Origin of the sequence: Butyricimonas muris, assembly GCF_046365375.1 — a bacterium.
Taxonomy (GTDB): Bacteria; Bacteroidota; Bacteroidia; order Bacteroidales; family Marinifilaceae; genus Butyricimonas; species Butyricimonas muris.
In genome coordinates this window covers 67,060-81,084 of record NZ_JBKEIT010000010.1, presented here as the reverse complement: position 1 = coordinate 81,084, position 14,025 = coordinate 67,060, and the positions used below count along the sequence as shown (strand labels likewise).

Genomic DNA, 14,025 nt, shown 5'->3' with positions numbered 1-14,025 from the left:
AAGGTTGATTGTCCCGCAAAGCTACAATATATTTTTATATATGAGTTTATAAAGTTCATAAAGTTTATAAGGTTTATAAAGTAACGGGTGTCCTTCGGATTATATCTATCGGCAGCCATGCTGCCGTGAATAATAAACTTTATAAACTGATTGATTCCTATAAGTTTTGAATTTCCCGTATCCCATCACGGGTAATCATCAGACGGAAACGCCTGTAATCGACGTTTCCCTCGTGTCGCAATTGAATCAGGAAATTGACGTAGTAAATTTTCTCTCCCTTGATTGCCGTGTAACCCGAATCCCCCTCCGGAACATAAAGTTCATAAGCGTGCTCATCCATCTTCCGGGCAAAATTTCCCAAATCAAAGCGGATAATCTCGTTTACTCCCGAAATGTCATATTGACTATATTCACCTAAAATTTCCGCGTCCAACTGTATCCATTTCCGGTAGAGAATAATCTTCTCACCCGCGTATCGGTTGTCGGCAGCCAAGAGATCAGTACGTGCCCGTCGGTTAATAATTTCTTCCGGCACCTTATTTTCCGATATAAAATCCACCCCGTCTTTGATCTGACCGACCACCTTATCCCCCATACTGATCTTCGTTTTCCGGTCAAAATAATTCTTTCCCAAGCGGTGGGCAAAATAGAATCGCATCAATTCCTTGATCCTGTCTTTCAACATATAACTCACGACCAAAGCCACGAACAAGGGCATGGTAAAATTGCCGTACTTCTTTTGAAACGAGAACGCGATTACCGTGGCAAATATCATCGAGAGCCCGGCTGCCAAACTATAATATATCTGCTCGACCAATACCCCGTCCCGTTTTTTCGATGCCTTCAAGAAAAGATCACTTTCCGCGTATTTCTTCAATATCCCCCGCCGATAAATCACTGTCCGGTTCTGATCCCGACTATCTTTCTCCGCTACCGGATAACCATGCTTCTTCTTGTAGGTAATCTCTTCATGCACCAGTTCCAGCAATTTACCCTCCTTGCGCTCGTAACATTCCACGTCAACCTCTTTCAACCCGTCCAATAAGCGAAACGTGTGAAATTCAATCAGATTGGAGAGATACTCGTCCCCGAAAGAAAAATAATTCAACGCTTCTTTCGGCAAACCCTGTACATGAACAATCTTTTTCAACTCCCGATAACGACGGGCAATAATCCGAACACAAGCCACATAGTGCCCTACCATCAATCCCCGTTCATTCCCTTCCACCTCGTGATGAATCGCCTTATTCACGTTCCCCCGCAAGGCACTTTTGAATATCGAGGTGAACATCTTGATTTGGTATTCGTAAGTTTCGACAGACTCCCTCGTGCGTTCCTCTACCAGATGTTGAAACGCATCCTCCAGAAACACGAAAGGGGTCCACTCACCCTCCGCGATTTCCTCCAACGAATAAATCGGGGTAATTAGCCTCACGTTAGAACGCACGTCCTTGTAAAAATCATCTTTCGAGTAAGTTGATGCACTGATACCAAGACTATGAGGCACGAAAAACCACGTGTCCATTCTGAACTCGTTCTCCTCCCGGTCACGATCTACCACGTAACCCACCTTAAACTCCACGGAGTATCTGTCATGCAGCTTTACTTGAATATCAATCATAACGAATCTACATCCTAAAATCGTTATGCAATGTACGTATTATTTTCGAGAATATAAAAAACAGAAAGAACGCCTTCACAAGCGTTCTTTCCTATTTGGTCGAGATGACTGGACTTGAACCAGCGGCCTCCACGTCCCGAACGTGGCGCGCTACCAACTGCGCTACATCTCGTTTCCGTTTTGCGAGGGCAAAGATAATAAAAGTATCAATTATAATCACTATATTTGTGGAAATTTTTTTAGCAAACAATTTTTTTCTTGATATGGATACTATAAGACAAAATAAAGTAGGGCGTTTGATACAACGAGATTTAAGCGAAATGTTTCAGAAAGAGTGTAAAGAATACACCGGAGGTGCAATGTTATCCGTTACTGCCGTGCGAGTTAGCCCTGACATGTCGTATGCCCGGGTATACTTGAGTATTTTCCCGTCGGAACTCGCGGAGAAAGTATTAGGTATTCTGGACGAGAAAAATAAAAACATCCGTTTTATCCTCGGGAAAAAAATCGGAAAGCAAACGCGTATCATCCCGGAATTACGTTTCTTCGTGGATGACAGCTTGGACTATATAGATAAAATAGACAATCTATTGAAGCAATAGAAAACCGTCCACGATGAAACTGTCGATATTCATTGCCCGGAGGTACCTGTTCTCTAAAAAGAAACAGAACGCCATAAATATCATTTCTATCATCAGTATGGTAGGAGTTATGATAGGCACGACCGCGTTGATTGTCGTACTTTCTGTCTTCAATGGCATCGACACGTTACTCACCACGGTAACAGATAGCTTCACTCCCGACCTGACGGTTTCTCCCGCGCAAGGAAAATTCGTCGCCACCGACTCCCTGCTACTGGAACAGTTGGAAAACATGCCCGGCATCGCGTCTTTCGATGCCGTCGTGGAAGAAAATTCACTGGTAAAATTCGGTGATAAACTTGTCCCCGTGATAGTGAAAGGAGTCGAGGAAGATTACGCCCTCCACGCGGGAATTGCCCCCACCATCATTAGCGGGAAATTCAGTCTTGAAGAAGAAGACAAACCAACCGTGGTACTCGGGTACGGTATTGCCGCCGCCTTGCGAACCCGCCTTGGCATGCAATCACCGGTAACATTCTATTACCCGGACAAAACCGCGTCGTCGGCATCCATGTCGGCATTGAACAGTCAAAGGATATACCCGATTGGAATATTCTCCGCGCAACAGGATATCGACGGGAAATACGTGATTACCGGAATAGAAACCGCGAGAAAATTATTCGGGGTTCCGGGTGAAATATCCAAAATAGAGATTAAACTGAAAAACCCTGACAACCTCGCGTCTTTCAAAACATCACTCGCGACGAAAGTGGGAACAAAATACAAGGTACTCGACAAGTATGACCTCAACCGTTCGTTCTATGCCATGATGAAATCCGAGAAACTCGCGGTATTCCTAATCTTGTTGTTTATCCTACTAATCGCCTCATTCAATATCGTGGGCTCCGTTTCAATGTTGATTATAGACAAGAAAGAAGATATTGGCGTCTATCAAGCCCTAGGAATGACAAAAGAGAAACTCGTTTCAATCTTTAAACTGGAGGGGAACCTAATCACGGGAGTCGGGGCTTTCGCCGGACTTATCATCGGAACCGGACTTTGCCTGCTGCAAGAATATTACGGTTTCATTACCCTCGGTAACGGCAGTTACATCATCAACGCTTACCCCGTGAAAGTCGTTGCCTCGGATATATTGATTATCATGCTCACGGTCATTGCCATCGGGTACATCGCCTCGCATTTCCCGGTACGATACCTCGTGAATAAAATTGTCAAATCGTAAATGATATATAGTATGTATAAACTTCTGATACTCTCGTTCACGCTTGCCCTTTTCACGCTTCCATCCACGGGACAGGAAAAAGAGCGTATCGTGTTGATAGAAACCAGCATGGGCAATCTCAAGGCAAAATTATACAACGACACCCCGATTCACCGGGATAACTTTATTGAATTAGCGAAATCCGGTCAGTATGACGGGACGCTATTTTACCGGGTAATCAAAGACTTCATCATACAAGGCGGTTCCGCGGACAGCCGTAACGCGGTTGCCGGTCAGGAACTGGGATATGGTAGAGAAATCACGATTGATGCCGAAATCAAACCGCACCACTACCATAAAAAAGGAGCTTTGGCTGCCCCCCGGCAACCGGACGAAACAAACCCGCTCAAGAAATCGGATATCTCGCAATTCTATTTCACCGTCGGGAGAAAATACCCGCCGGAAGAACTGGAGCATATCGAGAAATCGGTAAACGTGCCCATCAAGAGGGCTATCCAGAATAAATACTATACCCCGGAGAAAAAAGCGATTCTAGATTCTTTAAAAGCACAAAAGAATGTACCGGAATTCCGGAAAATAGCCAACAAAATCAAGGCGGACATCGCCCGTGACTGGGAAAACAACACTGAAAAACTCTTCATGGACGAGGCTAAAAAACAAGCATACACGACAGAGGGCGGCGCACACAGTCTGGACGGCGAATACACGGTGTTCGGGGAATTGATTGAAGGTTTTGACATTCTTGACAAAATCGCCGCTTTACAAACAGATAAAAAGAACCGCCCGTTAAAAGACGTGAGAATAATTCGAGTAAAAATAATTGAATAATGATAGCACACAAACACGTATTATTATGGTGTAATCTTCTATGGGCAGGCGTTATCTTTTTCTTATGCGCCATTCCCTCGAGTTCCATACCGGACCCCAAATTGAATATCCCGCATTTGGATAAGGTCGTCCATTTCGGCATGTTCTTCATCATGTCCGTCTTCCTATGCGATGCCTTACGCCATAAACTATCCTCACGTGCCTGCTACTTGATTGCCATCGGGTTCAGTTTCGCGTATGGCGGCTTAATAGAGATACTTCAATACAAATATTTCCATCGAGGGGGCGACTGGTGGGATTTGCTCGCCGATGTACTCGGCGGAATTACGGGATGTTTATTATATCCCACGGCAAAAAAAATAATGGATAAACTTGTAGCCCGTTTCTGTAAAAATATTCGAGATAAAAATTGAAGTTCTCGAATAATTGAAATGTATCAGACTTTTTTATTACATTTGCAAACCAAGGATTTCAAATTTTTGAGAAGATGTTAGATAAGATTAAACAACTCCGTGATGAAATAGCAAACTTCCAAGCCGGTAGCTTGGAAGAAGTAGAGCAATTTAGAATCAAGCATTTAAGCAAGAAAGGTTCTATCGCCGCTCTTTTTGACGATTTCAAAAGCGTCCCCGCAGACCAGAAAAAGGCTGTCGGACAGGAGTTGAACGTGTTGAAGAATACGGCTTTAGCGAAAGTAAACGAACTGAAAGAATTGTTGAGTAACGCCGAAGAGGGACTCAGCGGGATGGATTTAACCATGCCGGGCAATCCCATGAAACTCGGAACTCGTCATCCTCTGTCTATCGTTAAAAACGAAATTCTAGCCATCTTCAGCAGACTTGGTTTTACCGTGTCCGAGGGACCCGAAATAGAAGACGACTGGCATAATTTCTCCGCGTTGAACTTCCCGGAAGAACATCCGGCACGCGACATGCAAGACACGTTCTTCATCCAGAAAAATCCCGATATCGTGCTTCACACGCATACCTCATCCGTGCAGGTACGCGACATGGAAGCACATCAACCGCCCATTCGTTTGGTGACCCCAGGACGGGTGTTCCGCAACGAGGCGATTTCGGCGCGAGCACACTGTATTTTCCACCAGATTGAGGCACTTTATATCGACGAAAACGTTTCTTTCGCCGACTTGAAGCAAACCCTCACCTACTTCGCGAAAGAACTGTTCGGTGCAGACACGCGAATCCGTCTGCGTCCCTCGTTCTTCCCGTTCACCGAACCGTCGGCAGAAATGGACGTATCCTGTACATTGTGCCACGGGAAAGGCTGTAACGTATGCAAAGGCACGGGTTGGTTAGAAATCTTAGGTTGTGGAATGGTTGACCCCAACGTACTCGAACTAAACGGTATCGACAAAGAAAAATATACCGGATTTGCGTTGGGAATGGGAATCGAACGTATCACGATGTTGAAATACGGCATCAAAGACATACGTCTTTTCTTCGAGAACGACATCCGCTTCCTTGAACAATTTTCGGCCGCAGGCAAATAATATATAAACACAACACAAGAGAGATGAGGATGCCGTTCACGCGGCTCCTCATTTTTTATTCACCCAAAACGCTTTACATGAAAAAAACGATTCTTTTGCTACTTGTCGCCCTTTTCCCTGTCATCTCGGGATGTAAAGCACAATCTCCCGTATCGGAAGAAGATAAAGCAATCCTCTCCCGGTTTTTCGAGTATGCCTCGGGAAAAGAATTACACCGGCTTCCCGTGAACGAACGAATCGTTGCTATCGGTCAATTCTTTATCAATACCCCCTACAAAAGCGGCACTCTCGAAATCAACCCGAAAGAACAACTCGTCGTGAACCTGCGGGAATTCGACTGTGTAACATTCACGGATAACGTGCTTGCCTTGGCTCTATTGAAAGAATATACCCCCCGACAAACAGAGGTCTACTTGAAGAATTTACAAAAGATTCGCTACCGGGACGGCGAAATCACCGACTACACTGCCCGGCTTCATTACTCCACCGATTGGTTGTACGAGATGAGCCTAGACAGCATTGTAAAAGACGTCACCTTGGAAAACGGAGGCATCCCCTTCCCTAACAAAGTGGGTTTCATTTCCCGAAACTGGCAGAAATATCCCGCCCTCGCGCAAGATTCCCTCCTCGCAAGAAAAATGCTTCGGGTAGAGAACAACATAAACCTCCGGAAATACCATTATATCCCCAAGGACAAGGTATCCGCCGCGACCGGGCAAATCCAACTGGGGGATATCCTGCTCATCACGACAGACAAAAAAGGGCTCGACACCGCCCACGTGGGAATAGCCATAGAACAAAACGGGCAGATTCACTTGCTCCACGCGTCACTTTCCACCAAGAAAGTGGTCATTTCAGAAGTACCCCTCTCCGAATACTTGCAAGGCATTCGCTCTCATTCCGGAATAATAATTGCCCGTCCCTATCAATTTTAAATGTAATTAACATCCTAAAAGACATCTAACACGTATATTTGGTCAAATAATTGTAATAACATTTGATATAGATCGTGGAATTTGAATATAAACCTAAAATCAAAAGAATATGAGAAAAGTATTTATCGGAACACTTGTCGTGTTAACCATAGCGATATTAAACGGATGCGGTAGCCGGAGAATAGCCCGGGTAGACCCAAGCGAAACAATAGACCTCAGCGGACGTTGGAATGATAGTGATTCCCGTATGGTATCGGATGAGATGATCGGCGATCTACTGACATCCGCGTGGATACCCAAATACCTGAAAGCAAATGATAAACGCCCGGTAGTCGTGGTCGGATTAGTCGAGAACAAGAGCCACGAACACATCAACTCGGAAACCTTTATCAAGGATGTCGAGAAAGCCATTATTCGTGACGGAAATATCCGTCTGGTCGTGGCAGGAGAGAAACGAAACGAGCTACGGAAAGAACGTGCCGAACAACAAGACTACGCCTCCCCCGAAACCACCAAGAAATGGGGTAAAGAACTGGGCGCCGACTTTATCCTGCAAGGCACCATCAACAGCATCGTGGACTCGTACAAAAAGCAAAAAGTGGTAACCTATCAAATCGACTTGCAACTCACCAACATCGAAACCAATGAAGTGGTATGGATGGGCGACAAGAAGATAAAGAAACATATCACGGATAGAGTATTCTAATTAGTTCGCAAAGTTTATAAGGTTCATAAAGTTTATAAAGTAGTCCCATAATGATACACATTCATCATTCATGCTTCAGTAGAAATACAATAAGGATTCATAAACCTTATGAACCTTATAAACTTTATAAACCTTACAAACTCTTTGGACTCATTATCATCCTCTTCCTCTTTTCCGGGTGTGCCACGTGGTACCAGCGCACGGCTGAATTCCAATCGGCAGTCACTGCCGGAAACTTCGAAAAGGCAAACAAGCTACTGGATAAAGATAAAAAACAAGCCACCGGGAAAAACCGGATTCTTTATTACTTGAACAAGGGATACGTGGAGTTCATGCTCGGGCAACCCGAGAATAGTAACAAGTACTTTGAAACCGCCGAAAACTTGATTGACGAGCAACACCGCAATCTCGGGGCAGAAGCGGCAGCCTTGGTAACGAATCCCGAAATGCGTCCCTACCAACCAGAAGACTTCGAGGTAATCATGATTAATTTCTACAAGGCATTGAATTATCTTGACTTGAATGACATGGAAGGTGCGTTAGTCGAAGTCAGGAAAATAAACATCAAACTAAATCAACTGAACGACAAGTATCCCGACCACAAAAATCGTTATCAGCGGGACGCTTTCGCCCACTTGCTTATGGGATTGATTTACGATGCATCGGGCGACGCCAACAACGCTTTCATCGCCTACCGTAACGCTTACGAGGTATATCAATCCGACTACGTGAAGAACTTCGGCGTACAAGCCCCGGAACAATTAAAACAAGACTTGATGCGTTCCGCGTACAATTGTGGCTTCACGACAGAATTGAAGCAATACGAAAAAGAGTTCAACACCACTTACAAACATACCCCTACCTCTGCGAATGGGCAACTCGTCTTTTTCTGGCTGAACGGGGTGGGACCCGTGAAAGCGGAGTGGAGTATCAATTTCGCCAAACAGAAAAGAGGTGATGGGGCTATCGTGTTCCACAACGACGAATTCGGATTCGCCTTTCCTTTCTTTTTCGACTCCCGCTACTCGGATTCCGACCGCCAAAGCATTGCCAACCTGCAAATGTTAAGAGTCGCCTTCCCCAAATACATGGAACGCCCGCCCTTGTACGCCAAAGGCTCCCTTGTGCTTGATGCCAAAACCTACCCCCTCGAAATTGCCGAAAACATCAACGAGATTGCATTCAAAACCCTGCGTGACCGTATGGTACGCGAGTTTTCCACGTCACTCCTACGTGTCGCGGCAAAAAAGGGACTCGAATACACGGCTCGAAAGCAAAACGAATGGCTCGGATTCGCCGTCGGCATCGCCAACTCTCTGACAGAAAAAGCGGATACCCGCAACTGGCAGACTCTCCCCTATTCCATCTCTTACACGCGTATCCCCCTCGACGCCGGAACAAACAACATCTCCCTGCAACTCACCACCCGCAACGGCTCCCGCAACACGGACCAAATCACCATCGAGGGTGGCGGCAAGAAAACCCGCTTCCATGTATTCCAAACCATGGATTCCCGCCAATTTTAACCCACCCGCGTAATATACCCGAGCAAATACCATTCTAGCAAAAGACATATTTTACCCCTTTTAAGGTTGAAATCCTCCCGCATTCCTCCAACACACGAAGTTTATTCTCGTTTCCCACCACGCACAAACCCGATACCTATCGGCTTTAACTCAACTTTGACTCGACTATAAGTCGGCTTTATTCAACGTTCGCAAGCCGAATTCGGCAGGAATCCTTACAGAATAACACACACAACTTCTTTAATAACTCAAAATTACTACTAAATAACAGGAATTCTCTTAATTTTAATCATTTATTAAAGAAACCTTACCTTCAATCTCTTTTACCATACCTTTTCTTAACATAGTCTTGTATGCCTTTTCGATACTAGATATGATATTAACAGATGTACGCTTATATCCTAAATTCCTTGCAGTAACTAAAAATAAATCATTGGGAGTTATACCAAAACTATGTCCAATTACAATTCGCAAGGCTTCAACAAGTTCACTTTGTGATATATATTCAATTTTACGAGGAGCATCCAAAGTTTTTCTAGCGACAGGCGTATTAAAATTCCTAATTGTCACAAATAAATCTTTACCTATTTGTACATCATTAGTCAATTGCTTCTTTATTTGATATGTAACCTCATCGACGACACTAGAAGTAACTTTTTGCCTCCCGTATAATGGTGCAACTCTACGACATAACTCCTCAAGATGTATCGGTTGTTCTATTTCCACTACTCTTTTTATTGCACGTGTAACTGGCAATTCTTCTAACACATTTATATCTGCATATACATAGTTGGAAAAACCTTTACTATCGCTATTAACCATCTCCTTTTCTTCGACCTCCTCTTCTACATCCAAACACGAAACCGCTTCCAACACATTACTATCGCTTAACTTATCGATATTAATTTTGCATAAAGCTTTCTCAACTACTTGAATCAATTTTTCTTTCTCGATTTCTGGATTTTTTATCCAATCAGTAGACCATATTCGATAAATTACCCAACCCATATCTTCCAATATGGTTTGACGTAACCTATCTCTTTCACGAGCAGTTCTTGAACTATGGTAGGTTGCACCATCACACTCTATACCAATTGCAAATTCACCTCTACGCTGAGGATTTTTTATTGCCATATCTATCCTAAAACCAGAACATCCTACTTGTGTAACAATTTCATATTTTTTTGAAGTTAAAAAATCATATACTGATTCTTCAAAAGGAGAGTCAAATACAGGTAAATCACTATAAGATAATTCTTTTTGTAAAGCAACAACACCTTGCTGAGCAAACTCTATATAAGAACGCAACATCTTGACTCCCTCTGACTCAACCTTAGCTACATCTATATCAATGGGCATAATAGAACCGACCAATTTAACATTATACTTAGCTCGAGTAATTGCTACATTCAAACGACGATAACCACCATCTCTACTAAGCGGTCCAAAATTCATATACATTATACCTCTATTGTCTTTTGCATAGCCAATACTAAAAATAATTGTGTCGCGTTCATCCCCTTGTACATTTTCCAAATTCTTGATAAAAAAAGCTTCCTCTTTATCTTCAACAAAGAAACTCTCGAATGCATCATTTTCATGACGTTTCTGCCTTATTGCCATATCCACTGCGGCTTGTTGCGCCTCACTAAAAGTTACAACACCTAATGACCTTTCTGGAAAATTTTGAAAATGTTCGAACACTAAATCGGCAACACGCTTAGCTTCCGCAAGGTTATTTTTTTTACCCCCTCTATCATACACTCCATCCGCAACATAAATATATTCAACGCCAAAGTTGGGACTTTTATCTATTATTGACGGAAACGTAATTAAACTATGATTATAAATCTTGGCATTTGAGAATGCAATAAGGTGCTCATGACGACTACGATAGTGCCAACGCAAACTTCTCTCAGGCAACACGGCTAAAGCTTCATCAAGGATTGAATCAAATGCACCAGCATCATTATCCTGTTCTTCATCATTAGTATCAATATCGTATTCCTCATCATTCAAAGACACCGCAAAGAAATTTGTCGGTGGAAGTTGCTTTGCATCTCCAACTATTATAACCTGCTTACCTCTCATTATAGCCCCTATAGCATCCTCTGTATGAACTTGTGAAGCCTCATCAAAAATCACCAAATCAAAATCATAACTCTTTGCTTCAAGGAACACACTAACCGATAATGGTGACATCATAAAACAAGGTTTTAATGCCGTTACAAGATTAGGAATAGCCATAAACAATTTACGAAGCGGCATTAACCTTCGCCTCTTATTCAATTCTCGTTTCAATATTCCTATTTCATCTCTCGTCGAAGTAATAGTGTTAAAATCCGGCATCCGTGCAACAACACGCTCCCGTACCCTTGCCTGAGCAATCACAAATTGTTCTTTATCTAATTGACAAAACTCTCCAATCACTTGTTCTTGAATTCTTCCTCGAAAATTCTGTACTGCAGGAAATTTCAACAAAACAGAATCGAGCCACAATCTATAAAAACGTTTCAAATAAACATTTACAATAAGATTCGCATCTATTACATTCTCCTCTATTTGTTGTAAGTATGACGTTAATCCTGCAGCATTACATTTTTCTTTATTAGCTCTATAATCAACCCATTTTTCTAAAAGATGTTTTTTATCTTTACATTCAGACAATCGAGTTGTCAACTCACCAATTCCACAGTCCTTGAATGACTCCACATTATCAAACAAGGAAAAAAACCATTCTAATTGTGAATGAATAGAATCATAAAGAGCAGTCAATGACAATAAACTATTCTTACAATATGCAATAGTTGAATTATCTCCACAAATTTTCTCAACAAGAATTTCCGGCATAGAAAACCTACTTATAAAGCCTCTTAACTCTTTTGCGAATTCAACAGAATCATTTATCTCACCCCAGTCTGTATTTTCATCACAATAATATCCCTCATACAAAGTTTTCATTATACCCTCTTGACTTAACACGCAATCAAGTTTTTCATGATACGATTTGATATTATTCAACAATTCTATGGCTTCATTGTAATCAAGTTTCGCACCCGTACTTGAAAAACGATTAAGCAGTTGAATATCTTTACGATATCCACTTTTCAGTTTTCTCATAAAAGTGTTATAGTCACTTCGAAATCTTTGCAAAATAGGATAGTAATCCAGCCCAAGAATTTCTCTATCAAATTCTTTTAAGATAGTTGTTTTTTGAACAACATATGACTCACACAATTCCCTATGTTCTGCGAGTTTACTTTCCAATTCTTCAAAATCATCCTGATACACCCATTTTTTCAATGTCAGAGGTGATTTTGCCGCAATTCTAAGCAATTCCATTGCAAAATCTAACCCAGATAAAGACGGTGTGATAGAAATTCCTAACTCTTGACTACAAACTAGCAAATCTTTTTCAATATCAGGCAGAATTGCCACAATAGAATTAATCTTAGCATCTATATCATGTCGCAATTCATTGGATAAATAAGGTATCGTGGCATCTTTCCATACATTATTGTTATCAATAGTTTTTGCCAATTCTGAAAGTAAATATATTTTTTCACCCAATTGTAATTCTGTGGTATTCTCTACATCCGTTATCTCAAAAATGTATTCTGGAACATCATCTAACTTAGCCAACCTACCATTAATATTGAATATCGTATTGTTCAAAGCTGAACAAGGTGTATGTAATTCTTTTTGATAATCATTAAGTATAGAACGTTTGCGTTCAAGCATATCCAATCGCACTAATGCTTCTTCACGCACTCTCTTTCGGTCTATTGCTATAGCGTTCGCAAGTTCATTAAGTATTTCTTTTTTACTAACTTTATGACTATGAAGAGTAAAACAAAAATCCGCTAATCCAACATTTGCAAGTCGCTTATACACGACTTGCAATGCTGCCATTTTTTCAGATACAAACAATACTTTTTTCCCATCAGCCAATGCTTCTGAAATAATATTAGTAATAGTTTGACTTTTACCTGTTCCCGGGGGACCTTGCAACACAAAACTTTTCCCAGCCTTTGATAGTAAAATCGCATCTTGCTGACTAGAATCTGCATCCACAACTTGAAAAATATCTATAGGGCGTGTATTCGTATCATGGTCATAATTATTCAATTCTGCAGGAAAACTAATAGGCTCATGCTCCCCCGCTATCGCTGAAATTATCGGATTGGCTTGCAACTTCTCTTTGTTGTTCTCAAGATCCTTATACATATTTATCTTAAGAAATGACAAGTTTGTTAAGTTTACACAACGATCAACAGACCATCCCCTCTTTGCTATCATTTTCTCCACGTGCTCGAAATAGCTCTCTATATCATCTTGGGTATTATCAAATCCGGGAATTTTAATCGAAAAATCATTATCTAACTTGTATGTTAATGTCGGATTCACGACAATTTCATCTTCATGCAAAAGCAATTTATAGGGAGATGTCAATGAATCAATCGTAAGTTTTACAGGAACAAGTATCAACGGTGATGCAAAAGTTTGGGAAGAATCTTCTCTCTCTGTCCATTTTAACAAACCAAAAGCAAGGTATAAAGTATTAATTCCCTGTTCTTCAATAGAAGTATTAGCTCTATATCTCAACATTTTAAGTGTTTTTTGTAATTCACCTACTGTTTTTGTCGTTTCTACATTACCTTCTATTACAGCATTGTACACTTCTTCTCCATTTTCATTGACACGAACTTTACCTGCATATGGAAAAATTACCTCCTTTTCATGCACAGCAATCAAGTCGTATAGGGGCTTGTACGAAGGCATCACAATCTCAACATTAGAGCGCTTACCATCTTTGAAATTTATAAGCCTATTTCTTTTACCAAAATCTAACAAAAGTTTTTTCCAAGTTTTTATGCGATTATGTAGCTTGCTCCCCATACAATTTTTATTTAATAATTAAACACATCAAATTTTTATTGTTCACGCAACATTTTAACAACAAGTAAATTCTATGACATACAAACTTATAATTTTATCATGAAACAAACAATATATACAGATTAGTACAAAAACTTCATTTACAAAATAACCATAACTTCGACTGTTCCCATAAC

General features: G+C 41.4%; 10 protein-coding genes and 1 tRNA gene. 8 read left to right on the top strand and 3 right to left on the bottom strand.

All coding sequences use genetic code 11. The annotated features are described in order from the left end of the window. Positions 1–157 precede the first annotated feature (157 nt). Positions 158–1,621: a hypothetical protein gene (locus ACK8P8_RS16135; protein WP_369859567.1), complete on the bottom strand. Its 1,464-nt coding sequence runs from the start codon at positions 1,619–1,621 to the stop codon at positions 158–160. Between the two features lie 96 nt (positions 1,622–1,717). Next, positions 1,718–1,793: transfer RNA gene (locus tag ACK8P8_RS16130), tRNA-Pro, on the bottom strand. Positions 1,794–1,884: 91 nt separating this feature from the next. Here ACK8P8_RS16130 and rbfA point away from each other — a divergent pair. From rbfA to ACK8P8_RS16090, 8 genes are all read left to right on the top strand, one after another. Next, positions 1,885–2,223 carry a 30S ribosome-binding factor RbfA gene (gene rbfA, locus ACK8P8_RS16125; protein WP_099291857.1) on the top strand — a complete coding sequence of 113 codons (339 nt, stop codon included), beginning with the start codon at positions 1,885–1,887 and terminating at the stop codon, positions 2,221–2,223. A 13-nt stretch (positions 2,224–2,236) separates the two neighbouring features. Further along, the gene (locus tag ACK8P8_RS16120; RefSeq protein WP_369859566.1) at positions 2,237–3,445 is read left to right on the top strand and encodes an ABC transporter permease; all 1,209 of its coding nucleotides are present in this window, start codon (positions 2,237–2,239) and stop codon (positions 3,443–3,445) included. Positions 3,446–3,457: 12 nt separating this feature from the next. Next, positions 3,458–4,273 (top strand): peptidylprolyl isomerase, encoded by an 816-nt coding sequence (locus tag ACK8P8_RS16115; protein WP_186974825.1) that lies wholly within the window; start codon positions 3,458–3,460, stop codon positions 4,271–4,273. Beyond that, positions 4,273–4,686, top strand: coding sequence for a VanZ family protein (locus tag ACK8P8_RS16110; protein ID WP_227217013.1), 414 nt, complete (start codon positions 4,273–4,275; stop codon positions 4,684–4,686). The genes ACK8P8_RS16115 and ACK8P8_RS16110 overlap by 1 nt, the downstream gene beginning before the upstream one ends. Before the next feature lie 74 nt (positions 4,687–4,760). Continuing rightward, positions 4,761–5,783 carry a phenylalanine--tRNA ligase subunit alpha gene (gene pheS, locus ACK8P8_RS16105; RefSeq protein ID WP_369859565.1) on the top strand — a complete coding sequence of 341 codons (1,023 nt, stop codon included), beginning with the start codon at positions 4,761–4,763 and terminating at the stop codon, positions 5,781–5,783. A 77-nt stretch (positions 5,784–5,860) separates the two neighbouring features. Next, positions 5,861–6,718, top strand: a complete 858-nt coding sequence (locus ACK8P8_RS16100; RefSeq protein ID WP_369859564.1) for an N-acetylmuramoyl-L-alanine amidase-like domain-containing protein — start codon at positions 5,861–5,863, stop codon at positions 6,716–6,718. A gap of 109 nt (positions 6,719–6,827) precedes the next feature. Then, positions 6,828–7,424 carry a penicillin-binding protein activator LpoB gene (locus ACK8P8_RS16095; protein ID WP_369859563.1) on the top strand — a complete coding sequence of 199 codons (597 nt, stop codon included), beginning with the start codon at positions 6,828–6,830 and terminating at the stop codon, positions 7,422–7,424. Positions 7,425–7,474: 50 nt separating this feature from the next. Continuing rightward, positions 7,475–8,950: a COG3014 family protein gene (locus ACK8P8_RS16090; RefSeq protein WP_369859562.1), complete on the top strand. Its 1,476-nt coding sequence runs from the start codon at positions 7,475–7,477 to the stop codon at positions 8,948–8,950. A 285-nt stretch (positions 8,951–9,235) separates the two neighbouring features. Here ACK8P8_RS16090 and ACK8P8_RS16085 read toward each other — a convergent pair whose 3' ends face one another. Further along, positions 9,236–13,849, bottom strand: coding sequence for a DUF3320 domain-containing protein (locus tag ACK8P8_RS16085; RefSeq protein WP_369859561.1), 4,614 nt, complete (start codon positions 13,847–13,849; stop codon positions 9,236–9,238). Positions 13,850–14,025 lie beyond the last annotated feature (176 nt).